General features: G+C 42.0%; 21 protein-coding genes. 9 read left to right on the forward strand and 12 right to left on the reverse strand.

Going from position 1 to position 18,141, the window contains the following annotated elements; genetic code table 11:
* Positions 1-3: 3 nt before the first annotated feature.
* A complete protein-coding gene (purQ, locus tag QXW63_04835; GenBank protein ID MEM3461216.1) occupies positions 4-825 on the forward strand; it encodes a phosphoribosylformylglycinamidine synthase subunit PurQ in 822 nt (273 codons plus the stop codon).
* A gap of 64 nt (positions 826-889) precedes the next feature.
* Here purQ and QXW63_04840 read toward each other — a convergent pair whose 3' ends face one another.
* Entirely contained in the window at positions 890-1,483 is a 594-nt protein-coding gene (locus QXW63_04840; GenBank protein MEM3461217.1) for a cytochrome c biogenesis protein CcdA, read from the reverse strand.
* A 45-nt stretch (positions 1,484-1,528) separates the two neighbouring features.
* Here QXW63_04840 and QXW63_04845 point away from each other — a divergent pair, with 45 nt between their 5' ends.
* Together QXW63_04845 and QXW63_04850 are read left to right on the forward strand one after the other, a co-directional pair.
* The gene (locus QXW63_04845) at positions 1,529-1,795 is read left to right on the forward strand and encodes a hypothetical protein (protein ID MEM3461218.1); all 267 of its coding nucleotides are present in this window, start codon (positions 1,529-1,531) and stop codon (positions 1,793-1,795) included.
* A gap of 171 nt (positions 1,796-1,966) precedes the next feature.
* Entirely contained in the window at positions 1,967-2,491 is a 525-nt protein-coding gene (locus tag QXW63_04850; protein ID MEM3461219.1) for a hypothetical protein, read from the forward strand.
* A 46-nt stretch (positions 2,492-2,537) separates the two neighbouring features.
* Here QXW63_04850 and QXW63_04855 read toward each other — a convergent pair whose 3' ends face one another.
* The 7 genes from QXW63_04855 to QXW63_04885 all read right to left on the reverse strand — a co-directional run bounded on the left by QXW63_04855 (position 2,538) and on the right by QXW63_04885 (position 9,751).
* Positions 2,538-3,044: a GNAT family N-acetyltransferase gene (locus QXW63_04855; GenBank protein ID MEM3461220.1), complete on the reverse strand. Its 507-nt coding sequence runs from the start codon at positions 3,042-3,044 to the stop codon at positions 2,538-2,540.
* A gap of 5 nt (positions 3,045-3,049) precedes the next feature.
* The gene (locus tag QXW63_04860; protein MEM3461221.1) at positions 3,050-3,970 is read right to left on the reverse strand and encodes a carbohydrate kinase family protein; all 921 of its coding nucleotides are present in this window, start codon (positions 3,968-3,970) and stop codon (positions 3,050-3,052) included.
* Entirely contained in the window at positions 3,967-4,878 is a 912-nt protein-coding gene (locus QXW63_04865; protein MEM3461222.1) for a formylmethanofuran--tetrahydromethanopterin N-formyltransferase, read from the reverse strand. The genes QXW63_04860 and QXW63_04865 overlap by 4 nt, the downstream gene beginning before the upstream one ends.
* A gap of 1 nt (position 4,879) precedes the next feature.
* Entirely contained in the window at positions 4,880-5,962 is a 1,083-nt protein-coding gene (locus QXW63_04870) for an HAD hydrolase family protein (protein ID MEM3461223.1), read from the reverse strand.
* Entirely contained in the window at positions 5,959-7,368 is a 1,410-nt protein-coding gene (locus QXW63_04875) for a hypothetical protein (GenBank protein MEM3461224.1), read from the reverse strand. The genes QXW63_04870 and QXW63_04875 overlap by 4 nt, the downstream gene beginning before the upstream one ends.
* A 61-nt stretch (positions 7,369-7,429) precedes the next feature.
* Positions 7,430-8,848, reverse strand: a complete 1,419-nt coding sequence (locus QXW63_04880; protein ID MEM3461225.1) for an amidophosphoribosyltransferase — start codon at positions 8,846-8,848, stop codon at positions 7,430-7,432.
* A 174-nt stretch (positions 8,849-9,022) separates the two neighbouring features.
* Positions 9,023-9,751 carry a DNA alkylation repair protein gene (locus QXW63_04885; GenBank protein ID MEM3461226.1) on the reverse strand — a complete coding sequence of 243 codons (729 nt, stop codon included), beginning with the start codon at positions 9,749-9,751 and terminating at the stop codon, positions 9,023-9,025.
* A gap of 147 nt (positions 9,752-9,898) precedes the next feature.
* Between QXW63_04885 and QXW63_04890 the strand changes: the two genes are divergently transcribed.
* Entirely contained in the window at positions 9,899-11,155 is a 1,257-nt protein-coding gene (locus QXW63_04890) for an MFS transporter (protein ID MEM3461227.1), read from the forward strand.
* Between the two features lie 21 nt (positions 11,156-11,176).
* Here QXW63_04890 and QXW63_04895 read toward each other — a convergent pair whose 3' ends face one another.
* On the reverse strand, positions 11,177-11,617 hold the full coding sequence (locus tag QXW63_04895; protein ID MEM3461228.1) for a hypothetical protein: 441 nt from the start codon (positions 11,615-11,617) through the stop codon (positions 11,177-11,179).
* A 153-nt stretch (positions 11,618-11,770) separates the two neighbouring features.
* Positions 11,771-12,304, reverse strand: a complete 534-nt coding sequence (locus QXW63_04900; protein ID MEM3461229.1) for a CBS domain-containing protein — start codon at positions 12,302-12,304, stop codon at positions 11,771-11,773.
* A gap of 98 nt (positions 12,305-12,402) precedes the next feature.
* Between QXW63_04900 and QXW63_04905 the strand changes: the two genes are divergently transcribed.
* The gene (locus QXW63_04905; protein MEM3461230.1) at positions 12,403-13,611 is read left to right on the forward strand and encodes a methionine adenosyltransferase; all 1,209 of its coding nucleotides are present in this window, start codon (positions 12,403-12,405) and stop codon (positions 13,609-13,611) included.
* Positions 13,612-13,689: 78 nt separating this feature from the next.
* A complete protein-coding gene (locus tag QXW63_04910) occupies positions 13,690-14,802 on the forward strand; it encodes an MFS transporter (GenBank protein ID MEM3461231.1) in 1,113 nt (370 codons plus the stop codon).
* Here QXW63_04910 and QXW63_04915 read toward each other — a convergent pair.
* Entirely contained in the window at positions 14,799-15,680 is an 882-nt protein-coding gene (locus QXW63_04915) for a class I SAM-dependent methyltransferase (GenBank protein ID MEM3461232.1), read from the reverse strand. The two genes, QXW63_04910 and QXW63_04915, sit on opposite strands and share 4 nt — an antisense overlap.
* A 145-nt stretch (positions 15,681-15,825) precedes the next feature.
* On the opposite strand from QXW63_04915, the gene QXW63_04920 reads away from it, so the two are divergent.
* The 3 genes from QXW63_04920 to QXW63_04930 all read left to right on the forward strand — a co-directional run bounded on the left by QXW63_04920 (position 15,826) and on the right by QXW63_04930 (position 17,312).
* Positions 15,826-16,104 (forward strand): hypothetical protein, encoded by a 279-nt coding sequence (locus QXW63_04920; GenBank protein ID MEM3461233.1) that lies wholly within the window; start codon positions 15,826-15,828, stop codon positions 16,102-16,104.
* A 105-nt stretch (positions 16,105-16,209) separates the two neighbouring features.
* Positions 16,210-16,605 (forward strand): hypothetical protein, encoded by a 396-nt coding sequence (locus tag QXW63_04925; GenBank protein ID MEM3461234.1) that lies wholly within the window; start codon positions 16,210-16,212, stop codon positions 16,603-16,605.
* An 89-nt stretch (positions 16,606-16,694) separates the two neighbouring features.
* Entirely contained in the window at positions 16,695-17,312 is a 618-nt protein-coding gene (locus QXW63_04930) for a DUF4443 domain-containing protein (GenBank protein ID MEM3461235.1), read from the forward strand.
* Between the two features lie 16 nt (positions 17,313-17,328).
* On the opposite strand, the gene QXW63_04935 is transcribed toward QXW63_04930, so the two are convergent.
* Complete coding sequence (locus tag QXW63_04935; protein MEM3461236.1) at positions 17,329-18,090, reverse strand: ATP/GTP-binding protein; 762 nt, start codon at positions 18,088-18,090, stop codon at positions 17,329-17,331.
* Positions 18,091-18,141 lie beyond the last annotated feature (51 nt).

The following is an 18,141-nucleotide window of genomic DNA, read 5'->3' on the forward strand; positions in this document are numbered from 1 at the left end:
ACTGTGAAGCGTGGAGAGATTAAGGTTTGTGTTTTGCGTGTGGGTGGAACTAACTGCGACGCGGAAACAAAAAGGGCGTTTGAAGAGTTAGGCGTGCATGCGGAAGTTGTGCATGTGAACGAGCTTGTCAAGCATGGCGGACTGCTTGAATATCACGCTTTGGTTTTTCCAGGCGGCTTCTCCTATGGAGATTATGTGCGGGCTGGCGCCATATGGGCTAAGTGGATACTGGCTAAGATGGGCAGGGAGTTGAAGACGTTTGTTGACGAAAACCGCCCCATTTTGGGCATTTGTAATGGTTTTCAAGTGCTTGTTGAGGCTGGTTTGCTTCCGGGTTTTGAGGGAATGAGTCCTTATCCTGAAGCGTCTTTGGCTACTAATGTTCCGCCGGGGTATAATTGTCGTTGGGTTTATCTTAAGCATGAGAATAACGGAAAATGCTTGTTTACATCGAAAATACCGAAAGGGAAGGTTTTGCGTGTTCCAGTTGCGCATTCGGAAGGCAGATTTATATTTGCAAAAGAAAAGGAAAAGCGACTTTTAGAAAGGCTTTATGAGAATGACCAGCTAGTCTTTCGGTATTGTATGAAAGATGGAGCGTATGCGGATGGGCGGTATCCGGCGAACCCGAACGGTTCTTTCCATGACATAACTGGAATATGCAACCCAGAAGGAACAATATTTGGTTTGATGCCGCATCCAGAAAGAGCCTTCTACTGGTGGCAACAACCAAACTGGACGAGACAAAAGCAGATGCCACAACACGGCGACGGAAAACTAATCTTCGAAGGCTTGATAAACTACCTCGAAAAAAAGGATAACTGAGAAATTCTTTCACTGTTTCCCGCATCTTAGGGCCTAATTATAATTCAAGCTCATTGATTCTCTTTTATTGAGAAACGTTAACAAGCGTATGCCGAGTTAAAGAAGATATGATAAGATGAGGTAGATAGCGTAGCTTATTAGGATTAGACCACTGGATTGCTCGGATTTTGCGGCGATGTTTGTAGGTTTTTCTGGTTAGTTTTGATGCAGAACCAGCGGCAATTCCGATGAAAATGAAAGGTAGTATTGCACCTAAACAGAAGAGTATCAGGGGAAATGTAAATTCGGAATTTTGAAGCATCACCAGCACGCTGAACAGGAATGGAGAAATGCAAGGATCTAGAAAGTAGAAAAGGAAACCAAGAGAAAAAAGCCCAGCATAAGTGAACACATATCTTTCTGTCAGTTTCTTCAGTAAGGATTTTGTTTGAAAGGGTAGTTTGAACAAACCCAACAGATTAAATCCGAAAATGATGACAAAAGCGCATATAATCCAAACGAAGGCATTTTGAAGACTGGGTATTGAAAGTAATATTAGAGCAAAGGTTGCTCCAAGAAAAATGGCGGCAGAAACGAAGCCTATCCCAAAGGTCATAACATATAGCATTCCTTCTTTGAAACGTGTTGCCTTTTTTGCGATCTTAACACTTTTTGGCATGCTTGTGGCTGGCAGACTTGTGGAAACACAACAATTCTTGCATATATGGTAACGACCGCTTTCATAGCATTGTCCTACTATGTTCGGACTACTTCCTCGCTTAGGTTATGGAGAATAATCTGGATAATAGCAGGCATAGGTGTGATTGGTTTCCCTCTTTTCATAATCATGAACTTCCTTGTGATAAAGGCGCTCAGCCCTATTATTGGATTCTGGATACCTTTCTCCATAACCATGGCAACATCGATATCAGTAGGAGCCTTCGTAGGAGATCATGTAGGCAAGAGACGAGATTATAAACCACTCGCATGAAATTAGAAAAAAGAAGAGAAGATAATAGAGACACAAACTTTCAGTTTTTAAGTTTGCTCAGCTGTTTAGAAAAGAAAGGATAAACTAGAATTTCTCATTGTTTTTCTTTCTCAAATTTTTTAGTAAACTATATTTTATTGTTTTGTTTGAAATTGCAGAGGAGAAGAGACTATGGAAGTTTCTGCTATTCATGTTTTGTTAATATTATTCTATGGTTTTCTTGTAATTCTAGTTTTCTGGTTGTCTTGGAGGATAGGTAGAAAACTGAGATATTGGTCTCCTGCAACATTTTGTGAGCTTACTCGTTATGCTTTTCTTGGCTCCTTAACTATGGGTATCGGATTGTCCGCAGCAGCTGGATTATTTTCAGTAATAGCAAATATCCTATATGATAAACCGCTAGAAAGAGCTTTTTGCGATGCACCATTAATAGGATTTATACTTGGTTTTGTGGTTTTCTTACCGGGATTCATGATACTATTTAAAACCAAAAGACCTGAGAAGCGAGATGCTAATGGAATGAAAAAAAGTTTTAAAAGCGTTAATGGTTGCAACAATAACTTGGCTTGCTGCCTTCGCAGCGTACATTACAGCAGATTTGTTGGTATGGCGAAAAATGAACGTTCTCAATGCCTTAGCTACATCTACATCAATATTTTTAATAACTCTCTTTGGCTTGTTGTGGACAACTTTTAGGACAAAGAAATGAACCACAGCAGATATATTACTGCTGCATGAAAGTTTAGGTTAAGAATTTTGCCATTGTTACTTCGTCAACGTATTTCTCTCCAATCTTGTACTGTTTTTTCCTTACACCTTCAATTTCAAAGCCAAGTTTGCGGTAAAGGTTTATTGCAGGCTTGTTTGTTAAGAAAACCTCTAATGTGATTTTTTCTAAGCTCTCTTGCTTTTTTGCCCATTCGAGTAGGTGATTCATCATTGCTGTGCCGATGCCCATTTGCCTGTAACTCTTCAAAATAGTGATACCCAAAGACGCGACATGTTTGTTCTTCTCAAATTTTCCTCTAACTAGATATGCCATACCTACGATTTTATCTTTGACTTGTGCGACTATAATTACTCCTTTCCTTTTCTTTATCTCTTTAATAGTCTCATGCCAATCTTCTCTTGAATCTTCTGGAACAATGTAATATTTTTCGGCTGCAACGCTTTTAACGACATCTTTTATTGCAAAGTCATCAGTCTCATCTGCCTCGCGTATTATAACTAGCTCCTTCCCTCTACTCATAAAAATCATGCCAGCTTACCCTTTTCTAAATCTTCAAGGTGTGGAAGTCCCGTTCTAGCGCCCATTTTCATTATGCATCTGGAAGCTACAAAATTGCCAAGTTTTCCACATTCGTAAAGGCTCTTGTTGCGGAGCAGTCCGTAGAGAAAGCCTGCGCAGAAAGCGTCGCCCGCACCTGTCGTATCGATGACTCGAACTTTGAAAGGCTCTATTAAGTGTTTTTCTTTTCCGTCCGTCACGTAGCAGCCTTTGCTACCGAGTTTTACGGCAACCACTCTTACGCCTTTCTCAAGCAACACCTCAGCACCCTTCTCATAATCATTCACTCTTGTTAACAGTTTAAGCTCAGCTTGATTTGGCATCAAAACAAACGCCTTGCTTATCATGGGCTCCAGCTTGGCGATTCCTTTTCGTGCATACAACTCTCCAGGGTCAAGACTTACCTTAACAGTTTTGGGAAGAACTTCAACTAGTTTTCTCTGAGTTTGGAAGGATTTCTCTCCGACAAAAGATGTTAAATGCAGAAATTTCGTTTGGAAAGCATACTTTTTATCTATTTCGTCAAAGCCTATCGTGTCGTTCACACCAGGGTCCACATACAATGCGCGTTCGCCTTTCTCGTCCACGAACCCCATCACCACGCCGCTTCGCCCGTTATTCACATGAATAATGCCGCTTGTGTCGACGCCTTCTCTGCGAAAATCTTCAACAAGCATCTTGCCCTCTCTGTCACTTGCTACTTTTCCAATAAAGCCCACTTTGCACTTAAGCCTCGCCAAACCCACGATTGTGTTAGCTGCTGAACCGCCGCAAGCTTCCTCGCATTCTATTATGAAGCCCTCCTCTTCCGCACCAGCTATCTTATTTACTCTGAAGAGTTTGTCTACGTTTAACGCGCCAAATCCAACAACGTCAAAATGTGTCATGCGAACAGCTCGCGCAAATAAATCTTATACTCACCCAGTTTTCCACCGTAGTTTCCAGCAGAAACCTTCACAACACCATCAACGTCCACAGCTGCTTCTATGCCGACTTTCATGGCCTTTTTCACCGCATCCAAAGAGACACCGTTAATCACTATTTCAGGAATGTAGCCGACATCCTCGGGAACCTTCGATTCCTTACCCAACTTTTTCTTAAGCGATGGACAATAAGGATGATTTGTTGTCGGACCAATCCATGGAAAACGCGTTTCAGGCTTTGACCCAGCAGAGCAAATATCAAAGGAGGTTATTACGCCGTTTATCTTGTGTATGGCGCTTAAGGCTTTTGCACCAGCCTCTTTAAGCGCCTCTTTAGTTTTGCACATCACCCAAAAGTTTGCGCCCATCACACCATGCGCGTAGCCAATGTGGCGTTCAATTATGAAATCTGGAACCATTATCGGCACGATTATCACTTCACGTCCATAACGCTTTTCAGTCCACTCGTAACCGTCGCCACAGTGTCCCACACGTTCCATCATGTCAATTTTTCCTTCAGCCTTGGACATCGCGTCAAAAACTGCGGTGAAGGGCTTAACGAGAATGTCTTGCCTTATCCTGTAAGAAAGCTCGATTTCAAATTTTTTTAATGATTCACTGAATGGTTTTTTTGGGTCTATTCCGCCCCAGAATTGCAGAACTACGCCTTTGCGTTTGTCTGGAGTTTCTTTTTCTTTCAGCCACTTCTCTATTCCGCCTTCAACTCTACCGATGACTATTGATGGCGTGGCTGTCGCATGCAACGCGGCTTTACGCAACGTTTCTTCATCATCAGCCGTCACAATTATTCGGCAATAGATGCCTTCAAAAGCTTCCGCGTAAGTGTCTTCAATCAAACCTTTCTTGACCATTTTATCCCAACCGTCCGATGGCTTCTCCTCTCACTTTTTTTCTGAATTCGCTACTCTCTTTTGCCAGAGTTTCCATATTCTCGTTTGTTATTATTTTAACTTTAGGCAACTCGCGGGGATATAACCTAAAAAGATTAGTGAGCAAGGTTTTGTTTACTCCGCTTTTTGCCAATACTTCACGAGTCCAATTCTCAACAAGCCGTATAGTTTGCTCTTTTCCAAAAGTGGCAAAAGCATCTGCAATAACAGTGGTTACTATGCTGTTCTCTGACAAAACCGCGATTTCAGCATTCTTCACAGCGTATTGGTTGCCATTGAAAGAAACTGCTAAGCCGCCGTGTTCGCGGACAAGTCGGAAGGCTTCGACGTCGGTTATGCTGTCGCCAACATACATAACATCCGCCAATGCAACGCCTACTTTCTGCGCCACATCATTTATCGCTTCAGCCTTCTCGCTGCCGCCAACAGGATTAACCTCGTCCAAAATCTTTCCAGACCCCATACTTGCCATTTCAGTCCAGAAAATCTCATCAAGCCTCCGAATCGTTTCTTGGTCTTGTTCTGAAAAATCCTCAAGCGATTTTGCGTTTTTAGGAATAGCCATAAGAGGCATCTTGGCGATTTCCTTTGCAAGTTTTTTCAGTTTTGCCTTTTCCTCTTCCGTTATGTGATACTTGTCGATGTTTAGTTTTGTGCAGTAAGTGCTCTCGTATGGAAAAGCGATTGCTTTGCATAAGGCTTTCATGTAATGCTCGTAGCTTGTGCTTACGATAAACGTGTAAGCTATTTTCTTAACGTGTTGTAGCGTGGCCTTCACGTTTGAGATTAAAATTAGATTTTGCGCTGAAAACTCGCGCATTTTGCTGTCTGTAACATCATAAGCTTTGAGGAAGGGCAAGATGAGCTTTAACGTGTCGCCAGCCTTGTAATGTGATTTCTTGAGAACATCTGCCAAAACATCGTCATATTTGCTGATTACTGTGAAGAGTTTATCGCCGTCGGGAACAAAGTGCGCTGTCAGTTCGAAGGCATTATCGTTTTTGGATATGGGTCCTTCACAGTCGGAAACGAAGACGCGCTTCACTTTTTGCGCCTCAACTCCTCCATGTGTTTTACGCTTTTTTCTATATGCTGCGGCGACGCTATGTCTGTTCTGTGCCAGAGCGCTCCGCCTTTCACGGCTTTAACGCCTTCCAGAGATAGCTGCCGTGCTTCGCTGATGTCTTCGCCTATGCCGACAACGCCTACGGCTCGGGATTTAAGCGCGAAAGTTCCGCCGTCACGCAGTTCCATCGCTGCCGGATAAACACGAACTCTATCATGGTATTTTTTGGTCAGCGCGTATGCTTTTGTCAAGTCAACAGGCGAGCCAATTTCCTTTTTGTCTACCAGATTTGGGAATACATCCATGTAGCCGCCGTAGTTTGGCGGAACCTTATAAGTTAAAACAGTCGCCGTCTTTTCCAGTTCTACATGTGTCAGGTTGCCTTCCAAAATTTTGAAACAAACATCCACAAAATCATCCTTCAAAATTGGCAGAATATTAATTATTTCTGGGTCGCCGGGTCGACTGTTATTCTCAAGAATTTTAGGCTCTTTACCGGTGTGCATGAAAGCCACGTAGAAAGGAACACCCCATAAGCCAGTGTTATCTTTTCTTTTCCATTTTTCGAAGATTCTGTTAACGATTTCTATTTCTTTGGCTCTATCCGTTTTTGTTATGAAAGGCAAAACATCGTCAACATCTTTGTAGGAGCCCATTCCTCCAGTGTTTGGTCCCTTGTCGTCGTCAAAGGCGCGTTTGTAGTCTCTTGTTTCTGGTAAGGGAACGAGGTGTTTGCCGTCGCAGAAAGCTTGAAAGCTTGATTCTTCGCCTTCGATTTTTTCTTCTATGATGACTGCGCCGTGTTGGAAATTGGCTAGAAAATGTTCCATGAGTTGTTCTCGAGTTGTGAAGTGGTCGCCCCACACGCCGACGCCTTTTCCCGCTGCGGGCTGGTCTGGCTTCACAACTGCCATATTGTTTAGTTCGTCAAGCCATTTGTAAACTGCCTTTTTCACTTCTTCTTGGTTTTTGTAGTCTTTTGGGTGGAAGATTTTGTAGCGAGGATTCGCGGTTGGCACGATTTCTTCGAAGAGCATGCGTTGCTGCACTTTGCTTGCTTCTATAGCGTAGTCTTTTGTTGGGCAAATCATGGGTATTCCAGCGCGCTTTTCCACGAGGTCGCGGACGCCTTCGATTATGGGTTTTTCTGGACCAACAATGCCAAAGTCGATTTTGTCTTTGTTGTGTTCTGCGAATTTGCAGATTTCCTCAACATTCAAGTCTGGTATGACCACGATTTCTGTAGCGTTCTTCGCATTGAAGGGGTTTCGTTGTTTATCTGCAATGTAAAGGTGCACATTGTAGTTTTGGCTGCGCGCGAAAGCATCAACCATGGCGACTTCTCTTGCGCCATACGATACTACGAGTATTCCTACTTTTTCCATGATTTAATCCCGTCGAAACTGTGAAAAGATTAAGCGCAAAACCTAATTATCTTTTGGCTAATCACATGTTTTGAACTAACTGTTCTATCTCGTAAAGGCGACCCTTTTCCTCGTAGCCTTCAAGGAAACGCTTTTTCATCTCATCGGCGATTTTCTGCGCAAGCGGCGTTGGATACTTACCAGTTATGCATGCCATGCAAAGCTGGTCTCGCGTGAAGCCCGTTGCCTTCACAAAGTTTTCTATTGACTGGTAACACACTGCGTCTGCACCGATTATTTCAGCTATTTCTTCTGGCGTGTGCTTTGAGCCGATTAGTTGCCCGTAAGTTGCCATGTCTATTCCGTAGAAGCACGGTCCGATAATGCGCGGGAAAGTCACGAACAAGTAGACTTTTTTGGCGCCCATTCTTCGAAGCTTTTCTATAGCGACTTTTGTTGTGTCACCTCGGACTACGCTGTCTTCGGTTATTATGACGCGTTTGCCTTCAAATTTTGTTGGTAAAATGTTGATTTTCTTGTCGATTGTCGCATACCGTTCTTTGTTTAGGAGAATGAAGGCTCTTTCGGTCACGTAACGGTGCCGCCGCGAAGCCCGTTCCCATCTTAACCCAGACTCTTCATGCGCTCCCAAAGCGGCGTCATCGCCTGTTTCTGGCAACGAGATGATTACGTCCGCGTTTTTAACTATGTCTGGGTTTTCTCTGACAAGGTTTCTTCCAAATTCTTCGCGAACTTCATAAACATACTTATCGTCAAACCGCGAGTCGGGACGAGCAAAATATGCAAATTCGAAAGCACAAAAAGCCTTATGGCTGCAACTGACTAGCTTTTCTTTTTGGAAGCCGTTTTTTGTCACGGTTATGAGTTCGCCGGGTTCGATTTCGTGGTCTCGTTGGAAGCCATTTATGTCTAAGCCCACGGTTTCTGAGGAAAATGCAAAAATTGTTTTTTCCATGTTGTATCCAGCGCATAACGGTCTTATTCCATGCGGGTCTTTGAAGGCGAAGAATTTGCCGTCTTTTGTTATTCCGGACACGGAGAAAGCGCCTTCAATTTCTTGCATGCATGCTTCAACTGCTGACGTGAGGGATTTGCCTTTCATAAGTTCGATGAGGAGTTTGTGGCAGATGAGGCCTGCGTCGCATTCGTAAGAAAAACCTGGGAACTCTTTAGTTATTTCTTTTTTTATTTGGAATGTGTTGACTACGTTGCCGTTGAAGGAGACTGCGAGTTTGTGTCCGTTTTTTGTGGCTGTAACTGGTTGTGTGCCTTTTATGAGGGATTTCTCGTCGGTTTTTCCAGAAGTGGTGTATCTGACGTTTGCGATGCCAACATTGCCTGGTAACCGTCCAAACCATTCTTGGATGGCGCTTGTTTTTATTTTAGGTATGAGGTCTAGGCTTCTGTGTACATGGAATTTGCCATCGTGGTATGTGAGAAAACCGTGTGATTGGTGTCCACGGTGATTTTGGGCGCGCATTCCCCAGTATATGTAAGGGAAGATTGGCTGGTTTTCGTAGTTTATTGCGGCGAAGACTCCGCAGCCTATTTGGGTTCCTCTCCTGTCTGATGGGCAATAGAAGTAAGTGGTTATTTATCAGTTTTTAGAACATTTTTAAATAAAAAGTCCATGAATTGTGAGCTACGCCTAATTTTATGGTTTTATGTCTAAAATTCCCTTTCGTTCTTTGCCTTTTAAGTCTCGAATTGCATAAAGCGTGATTACTGCAGAAACGCCTTTCTGTCTCAGTGACTTCACGTAGCTGAGAACTTTTTCTCTGTCGCCGCGCATGCAATCTTTGAGTGTCCAGCCAACGCCTTTTCGCACCATGTCCTCTTTATCCCAAATTAGATTGCCGCATAACGCTAGCGCTTTATCTGTAAATTTTCCGCTCATCCCAATTTTTCTTGTGAAAATAACAACGCTTGCTCTCCGTTTCCACAAATTGTCTGATTTGTTCCATTTTTCTAAGAGATTAAGGGTTTCCTTTGGATATGCCACTAGCAAAGGCTGCATAACATAAAGGCTGAATCCGTCTGTGGTTCCCCAATTGTTGAGATAGTTAGCAATTTCATCCAGAAAACCGAAATCTGACGGTTTCATTTCTTTTGCGCCTTGCGCCAAAACTACAATTCCAAAAGTTGATTGTTCGGAATAGCCAGATTCAAAAAACATCCTTGACAAGCCAAGTTTTTCTTGTAAACTTAGTTGTTTGAAGGTGTTGCGGTGTTTTTTGATAAGTTCTTCGAGTTCTGCGGTTTTGATTCCGTAAGACTTGTGCCCCGCTGTTTTGTGATAATATTTGTCCAGTTTGGCTCTTTCAGCATCAGCTCTTTTTGTAAGTTCGCTGACAATTTCCAAATACAAATCCTTTATTTTCACATGTAAACCCTTGTAAACTCTTTATGAAAGAAGTAACTGTTCTTATCGTTTTCGACAGCCAAAAGTGACCGAGTAATTGGTCACTTTTTTCCACAATGAATAATTGGGTTATCCACATGTTTAGTTTCTTTCAAGGAAGTGGAAAAGATGCAAGTGCCATCTATGGAAACGAAGCCAGACTATGCTACATTTAGGCATTACTTGTTCTTCTGGTCTGGACAACTTGTTTCGTTGCTTGGCTCGTCTATTGCACAATTTATCATAATATGGTGGATAACAGTCACAACACAAAGCGCGTTATATTTGTCGCTTGCGTATTTTCTAGGTTTGGCTCCAATAGTGATTCTTGCTCCGTTTACCGGCGTTTTCGCTGACCGTTGGAACCGCAAAATGCTAATTGCAACAGTGGATTTGTTGCAAGCAGTGGCTACGGTGGTTCTTATAGTGTTTTTCTGGCATGGAAGCATCTCAATCTGGATAGTGCTGCTTCTGCTTTGTCTTCGAGGCGTTTTCCAAGCTTTTCACGCGCCAACTGTCTCAGCAATCACTCCTTCAATGGTTCCTCAAGACAAGCTAAGCCGAATGAACGGGTTAAACTATCTCTTTTCTGGAGCAGTATATCTTGTTGGTCCCATTTTAGCGGCGATTTTGCTTCAAGCATGGCAAATCTATCAGATTTTATGGGTAGATGTCGCAACCTTCTTAGTGGCAATAGTCCCTCTACTGACGATAAATATACCTGCTGTCAAAAAGAAAAGCGAGAACCGCTCTTTCAAAGCAGATCTCGCGGAAGGATTCAGCTTCATCAAACATGCAAGAGGCTTCATGCCTCTTATCGTATTAGCGACCGCCCTAAACTTCCTCTTCACGCCATTCTCTACTTTGCTTTCTTACTTCGTGGTTTTTGACCATTTTGGAGGAGCAACGGAGTTGGCTCTTGTCACTGCTTCGTTGCAAGCGGGAATTCTTGCTGGCGGCTTGTTCATGTCAGTTAAGAAGGAAATCAAAAACAAAATGGCAGTGTGCATGGCTTCGATTTTTGTTGCTTTTGTTGGATATGCACTTGCAGCATTGACTCCTACGGGTATGTTTTGGTTCATGGCTTTAAGCGTATTAATCCTAACTTTGTGCCTTCCAGTGGCTAACGTTCTGATACAAACAATAACGCAGACGGTTGTTCCTTTAAACATGCAAGGCAGAGTAAACGCGGTTACGATGGCGTTAGCCACCGCTGCTCAACCGGCTGGAATGATTATTTCAGGAGCCATAGTGCAGTTTGTTAGAGCATCATACCTGTTTATTGGATGCAGCCTTTCAGGCATGTTGATACTAATATTTTCTTGGTTCTTCACAGACGTTAAACACATAGAAGAAACAAAATCTATAGAATTAGGAACATCATAGCAATGCGTTTTTCAAGTTTGGCTATTCTACTGTGCTTGATGTGATGCTCAGCTCCGCGCCAGAAACTACGTGTATCCACCAGTTTAGTGCAGTATATGAATCATTGTAGTATACTATAAGTCGCGCCACAGAATCTACTGGAGCATTGAATGGAACACGGCCATTCCACGATAAAGTCTTGGTTTTGGAAGGCTTAAGCGTTAATGTTTGCTGTGTTCCGCTCCAATTCCAAGCGTTTCCCTCAAAAGCTATGTTGATAAACCATGTGCCTTCCGCCGTGCCGGTGTTTTTGAATGTAATCTTAACCGTAAAAGCCTCGCATGGCGTTTTATCAACTACGCCGCCTTCGCTTCCACATGCCAAGCAAGCAAACGATTGAGTGGCCCAATTGAAAAACGAAACAAGCAAAACAATAACCAGCGCAACTGCTGAGAGAGAACATAACGCAAACTTCTTATTCATTAGTCTCCTTCCTCCAAAAATACAAAAAAGGGACAAGTCCTCTTTATGCGTTCTGCAGTATACTTCTATAACATAATAATAGAACTTTCTATTAGAACCACGCGTCCAAGGTATATATAAGGGGGGGTATAGAAACCCGAGAGCAACCAGCCTTCAACCTATCGTCTTAAGCAAATCAGAACGCGTCACAATACCAACAATCTCTTTCCCCCTCGCCACCAAAACACCCTGATGCTTCTCCAAAATCCGCCGAACAACATCAATACTCGTTTCTTCCTGAACCGTCGGCAAAGGACCACCCATAACATTCTTAACCTTCTCTTCCGCCAAATTCGAACGCAAATTCCGAATAATAACCTCCTCAGTCACCGTCCCAACAACCCTGCCTCCACTCATAACAGGCAACTGCGAAATAGCATGACGCATCATAACTTCACTCACCCGCAAAATAGTATCACTCGGCTTCGCAAAAAGCACACCCTTAGTCATTATGTCCCTACACTTACTCTGCTTCGTCACAGTCAAAACCTGCAAAATCTTGTTAATCGTCGAAAGCCTAGGGTCAACCTTCCCCTGCTCAATCTTAGCAATATGCGCCTGTGAAACGCCAACAAGCTCTGCCAATTTCTTCTGTGTTAAACCAGCCTCCACCCTTAATTTTTTAAGCGTAGTTCCCGTTATAGCCAAAAATAACCACCAGTTATTTTTATTTATAAATTAATACAGTAAAATATATATTTAATGGTGTGCATACACCCTAAACTTCACAATGGAGAAAGGACACAATGCGAAACATAATCGTCGAAGACCTTAAACAAACACCCCTCGAAAAACAACGCATAGAAATAGTCGAAAGAAAAGGATTAGGACACCCGGACTACATATGCGACGCAGTAATGGACAGCATCTCAATACGCCTAAGCAAAGAATACCTAGAAAAAGCCGGAACAATACTACACCACAACGTTGACAAATCACTCCTAGTCGCTGGAGAATCCGAACCAAAATTTGGAGGAGGCACAGTAAAACAACCAATGCTCTTCGTGTTCGGCGACAGAGCAACATCAGAAATCGGAGAAGTCAAAATAGACATCAACCAAATAGCCATACAAACAGCAAAAGAATGGTTCAAAAACAACATGCGCTTCATAGACCCAGAAAAACACGTAAAATACCAAGTAGAACTAAAACCAGGCTCAATAGGCTTAACAGACATCTTCAAGCGCAAAGGTAAAGTCCTAGGCGCAAACGACACATCCGCAGCAGTAGGCTACGCACCAATGACAAAAACAGAAAAAATAGTCAAAAAAACCGAACAATTCCTAAACTCAAAAGAATTCAAACAACGCTTCCCAGAATCCGGCGAAGACATAAAAGTAATGGGCTTCAGAAACAACAACCACCTAAAACTAACAATCGCCATGGCATTCGTCGACCAATTCATAAACAGCGAAGAAGACTACTTCGAAAAGAAAACAAAAATCCTCGAAGAAACACGCAAATTTGTAACAGCAAACACAGACTTTGACGACATCACAATCGAACTGAACACCCTAGACATACAAGGAAGAGGATTAAGCGGCTTATACCTAACAGTCCTAGGCACAAGCGCAGACAGCGGAGACTCCGGACAAGTCGGCAGAGGAAACCGCGTAAACGGCTTAATATCCCTAAACAGACCATTCTGCTCCGAAGCCGCAGCAGGCAAAAACCCAGTAAGCCACGTAGGAAAAATCTACAACGTTCTCACATACAAAATCGCACAACACGTTTACGAAGAAGTGCCAGAAGTTGAAGAAGTCTACATTTGGCTTCTAAGCAAAATCGGAAGCCCCATAGACCAGCCAGCAGTAGCAGCAGCCCAAGTCATCATGAAAGGCAACAACAACCTAGACAAGGTCAGACATGAAATAAACGATGTACTTGACTGCGAACTGGAAGATATAGACAAATTCTGCTATGAACTAGCTCAAGGAAAAATCCAAACCTACTAACCTAATTCCACACGCTAAAGCGTTTACTTGCTTAAACATAAATTTCTTGTTACTGTAACTTCTGTTTAGGTGTGCAAAGTGCAAACTAACTCGCTGAAGATACTAGCACTCACTGTCGGCATCTTCTTTTTCACAAATAACCTCTCAACAAGTTTTCTACCAGTCTATTACATGGAAACAGGCTTAAGCGTAACCGAAATTACCCAACTTTTACTCTCAACCTTCATAGTGATAGGACTGCTCCCAATAACACTGCTCAAACTTGTGAAAAACTTTGAAAAAATAATAGCCTTCGGAATACTCTCCACCGCACTCTTTTTCGCAACTCTAATCTACATAAAAAACCCCATAATTCTAGGATTAACCTACGGACTAGGCATAGCCACCTTCTGGCCAAGCTTTAACCTTTTGCAATTCCGCTTAAGCGAAACACAAATTCGCGCCAGAACCGTAAGTCTATTCTCCTCAATAATACCCTCCATTGCAAGCATCATCGGCCCAGCAGTTGGTGGTTTTGTCGCCTCAACTTTTGGTTTTCCAACACTCTTTGCAATCTCAATCCTCCTATACATTACTGCTTTCCTCTTCTCAAGACGCATAAAATTTCAATCAGAAACTCACAAATTCACAATTCCTAAAAACAGAACATTCAAAATATTCTTCATCTCCTTCATTCTTCTAGGCTTATCCGAAGCATATTGGCTCACTTACCCATTATTCCTTAACAAAATTTCCGGAGGAACTTTTCAGATGGGACTAGTTCTAGCCGCAAGCGCCGTGTTAATCTGCACAGTAACCTTTCTTGTTAATTGGCTTTCAGACATCAAAAGAACACGCGTAAATTTCGCTATTGTCGGCGCAGTTCTAAACGCAGCATGGTATTTCAGTATATCTTTCGCATCTACACCGCAAGAAATTGTTGCTTTATCGCTTCTCTCAGGATTTGCAAGCGCCTTCTCCCTTTCATGGTTCGCCCATTACGGAGACTCCTTCAGCAAAGAATACCATGCAAGCATACTGGTCATGCTGGAAGCAGGATTAATGATTGGCAGAATCTTAAACCTCGCACCAACCAACATTTTCATATCAACTGCAAACTACACAAACTATTTCACACTCTTAGGTTTAGTGTGGCTTCTCCTAATCCCCATATACTTGATTGCCAAAAGAACGAAGACAAGCGCCACCTAGCCTTTCGGCTTATGCGCTTGCACTACCACATGCGAATATTCTTCGCCTTCCAAAGGCAACAAATCCATAGGATTATATGGCCAAATTCCAGAATATACTTTCTCAATCCAGTCAAGAACAAGTCCCGCTTTATCCAATGTCCTCTTAAGCCTCGCTTCACTTGCCATTTGCCCAAAACCATGCGTCTCAGCCAATTTCATGCTTTCTGAACCTTCCTTAAACCACAAAGAAGAAAAGATTACTTTACCATTAGGTTGCAAAACACGCGCAGCTTCCATAAACGCTAAAGTTGCTTCAGGAACATTGTCAAAACCAAAATTTGACGTTACTGTCGATAAGACGTTGCTCTTGAAAGCTAAATGTTTAGCGTCAGTGACAACCAAAGAAATTTTCTGATAAGTATTCGCTCTTTTTGCTTTACTCATAGCACCGCGTAAAGGTTTCTCATCTATATCCGTCCCAATAATAGAGACGCCTCTGGAACTTTTTTCAGCTAACGGTAGAATAAATCTGCTCATTCCAGTTGCAACATCCAAAACCGTATTACCAGATTCTTCACAAGAAGCAATTGTGCAACTTACTAGTTTGTCCATGAGCTTTTTCAACGCGTCTTTCTGGTCATCTCTCAAATATGAAATGTACTGCCTCTGTATCTCATCATATCTTTTCTCATCTGCCACATTAACCTTCCACTCAAACTCGCCAGCCGAAACCTTCGCATCCTTTAACAATCCAATTTCTTCCTTAACCTGAAACAAGTGCCCACGGCTACACTTGAAATGCCCATTAACAAAACGCTCATTCGATTCGTCGCCTTCAAAAATTAACTGACTCCGACAAAGTGGACACGCAATAAAATCTATAATGTCTTTGCGCATCACTGCTCCTCCAAAAACGAAAGAGCCATTTAATTCTAAAACTTTGTCGTTCACAAAACAGAAAATTCAAAGATTATGTAGTGCAATAAGGGTTAAAACATTTAAATGGTTGAGGCGGGAAGTTATAGAGAAGGTGCCGTTAAAAATGGTTGAGACAAGCGAAAAACTGCCAATATCTGAATTCTATAAAGTAGTGGACTATGTTACAATCTTCAAAAGCGAAAAATGGTGGGAAGCCATAGTCGTGTTCGAATCCTTTGGAAGACGTTCAATCGGCTTGTATCTTTGGCAAAAAAGGCTAGATAAAGAAAAGAATCAAGAAGTGTGGAGAAGAAAACACAAGTTTAACGTGCGCAATCTGGAAGAGTGGAACAAACTCAAGAATGCCATTGAACAGCTTACGCCAAAACTTGTTTCAAAATAGTCACAATTGCTAATTGCTTATTTTGAATTCACATTCTAAATAATAATCTAGAATTGAATAATTTTATTAATCGACACTTACAACAAAAACAAGAAGGCGAATACTATGGCTGCTGAACAACAGACGCAAGAAAATAATCAATACAAAGAAGAAGCAACCAGCGAAAATCCTCAGCCAGAACAAGAGATTGAACAACAAGAATACACGGAAACAGAAAATCTACAAGAACAAAGGTTTCCAAAAAATTCAAAAATAAACAACGTTGGAGAAGACAGAAGCAGTTTCATACATGGATTAGCTGTTGGGCTTGGAATTGGATGCATCGCCACTTTCGTAATTACGTGGATTGCAATTTTCTTCACGCCAATGCTGCCATCAGTAACATACGAAACTTTACTGTCAATATTCATTTATCCATTAATCTACTTGTTAGCAGTAGGTTTAGTATCGCTTACAGCGGGCATAGTCAGAGAATATTACGCCAGAAAACCCCGCTTCTAAAACTGACCACGACAGAGCAGCAAATTTTTCACCTACAATAATTATAATAATTAACAAGATAATCTATAATTTGTGGAACTATGCCTCACATGTTTAAGCAAGTTTTAGAAAAACTATCAAGTGAAAAAGCGCCGGGTCCATCACCAACTTTCTCCGCATTGCATCTTCTCCACGCAATAGAGCTCATCTCTGAAAAAACAATTGGTCGCGGAAAACTAGCCGAGAAACTCAATGTAGGAGAAGGCACCATGCGCACTATAATAGAACGCTTAAAAAACGCTGATTTAATTGCCACATCTAAGATTGGATGCAGTTTAACGAGCAAAGGCATGAAACTTTGGAAAGAATATGCGGACATAGTCAAAAAAGTTGAAATTGAAAAAAATGAGTTGACCCTTGCAGATTATAATTTCGCGATTCTGGTAAAAAACCATGGAAACAAGGTTAAGTCAGGAATGGAACAACGTGATGCTGCTGTTAGAATTGGCGCAAAAGGAGCCATAACAATATTGTTCAATAAAGGATGCTTAATAATTCCATCCGCAAGCGAGAATGTAGCCAAGGATTTTCCAAAAGCGGCAAACCAAATTTTTAAACTTCTGAAACCAGAAGAAAATGATGTGATAATAATTGGAAGCGCTGATAATTTAGCAGATGCTGAGTATGGAACGTTAGCCGCTATGTGGACGCTAATTAGTGACTGCTAACAACTGTCGGTTTGCTTTAGTAAGTGTATTTGTCTCCTTCAGCCAGTATACGTTCTAATGCCGCGTTAAAGTTTACCATTCCATCATTCGTTTTCGCAGAAACTGGAATTAACAAGTATCTCAAACCAAGCTGATAAATCGCCCGCATCATATTTCTACTCAATAAACGCCTTGTTCCCTCAAGTTTCTGCTCGATTGCCGTTTCTAAGACATTCGGATTAGCTGACCAATCCACAATCTTGTCAACTTCTCCTTTAGGCAGTAAATCACATTTTGATAAGATATGCACTTGAGGAAGAAGAAAACGACTATAAACCGCCGTTGATAGAAAGACATTTGAAACATAATTTAACGGGTTAACAGAAAAAACAGCATCAAACAAATAAACGATAGCCTTAGGCGCCTTTGTAAGCTCACTGGCAATGTATGGCCCACTTGCCCTAAAAGCAAACAGCTCCATCTGTCCAGGCGTATCTACCAAAACAATATCAGAGTTTAAATCTTCAATTTCCCTCGAAATATTCTCAACCTCGTCTGCAATTAAATCAGCAGCAAGTATCAACGCGCCATTAGGACCTAAACCATACTTCTCCATTAAATCTCCAACATCTACAAAATCCCGAACATCCACATCAGGAGAATATGGAAGCGACAAAACTCCAGGGTCCAGATTAACCACAGCAATATCCTGCTTTGACATTTTCAACCATTCACTAAATGCTGCTGTCAACAGAGACTTGCCAGACCCTGCAGTCCCAATGATAAAGACTATAAACATTCTTTGCATCACCCTACTTTGACTTTGAAATCATATTGCCTAGAAAAGCGT

This window comes from Candidatus Bathyarchaeia archaeon (assembly GCA_038873195.1).
In the GTDB taxonomy this organism is placed as follows: domain Archaea; phylum Thermoproteota; class Bathyarchaeia; order Bathyarchaeales; family Bathycorpusculaceae; genus DSLH01.

Bases quoted from the DNA above. Each gene is read 5' to 3' on its own strand.
- QXW63_04840 (MEM3461217.1), bottom strand. From the start codon at position 1,483: ATGCCAAAAAGTGTTAAGATCGCAAAAAAGGCAACACGTTTCAAAGAA.
- QXW63_04845 (MEM3461218.1), top strand. From the start codon at position 1,529: ATGGTAACGACCGCTTTCATAGCATTGTCCTACTATGTTCGGACTACT.
- QXW63_04850 (MEM3461219.1), top strand. From the start codon at position 1,967: ATGGAAGTTTCTGCTATTCATGTTTTGTTAATATTATTCTATGGTTTT.
- QXW63_04855 (MEM3461220.1), bottom strand. From the start codon at position 3,044: ATGAGTAGAGGGAAGGAGCTAGTTATAATACGCGAGGCAGATGAGACT.
- QXW63_04860 (MEM3461221.1), bottom strand. From the start codon at position 3,970: ATGACACATTTTGACGTTGTTGGATTTGGCGCGTTAAACGTAGACAAA.
- QXW63_04865 (MEM3461222.1), bottom strand. From the start codon at position 4,878: ATGGTCAAGAAAGGTTTGATTGAAGACACTTACGCGGAAGCTTTTGAA.
- QXW63_04875 (MEM3461224.1), bottom strand. From the start codon at position 7,368: ATGGAAAAAGTAGGAATACTCGTAGTATCGTATGGCGCAAGAGAAGTC.
- QXW63_04880 (MEM3461225.1), bottom strand. From the start codon at position 8,848: ATGCGCGCCCAAAATCACCGTGGACACCAATCACACGGTTTTCTCACA.
- QXW63_04890 (MEM3461227.1), top strand. From the start codon at position 9,899: ATGCAAGTGCCATCTATGGAAACGAAGCCAGACTATGCTACATTTAGG.
- QXW63_04895 (MEM3461228.1), bottom strand. From the start codon at position 11,617: ATGAATAAGAAGTTTGCGTTATGTTCTCTCTCAGCAGTTGCGCTGGTT.
- QXW63_04905 (MEM3461230.1), top strand. From the start codon at position 12,403: ATGCGAAACATAATCGTCGAAGACCTTAAACAAACACCCCTCGAAAAA.
- QXW63_04915 (MEM3461232.1), bottom strand. From the start codon at position 15,680: ATGCGCAAAGACATTATAGATTTTATTGCGTGTCCACTTTGTCGGAGT.
- QXW63_04920 (MEM3461233.1), top strand. From the start codon at position 15,826: ATGGTTGAGACAAGCGAAAAACTGCCAATATCTGAATTCTATAAAGTA.
- QXW63_04925 (MEM3461234.1), top strand. From the start codon at position 16,210: ATGGCTGCTGAACAACAGACGCAAGAAAATAATCAATACAAAGAAGAA.
- QXW63_04930 (MEM3461235.1), top strand. From the start codon at position 16,695: ATGTTTAAGCAAGTTTTAGAAAAACTATCAAGTGAAAAAGCGCCGGGT.
- QXW63_04935 (MEM3461236.1), bottom strand. From the start codon at position 18,090: ATGTTTATAGTCTTTATCATTGGGACTGCAGGGTCTGGCAAGTCTCTG.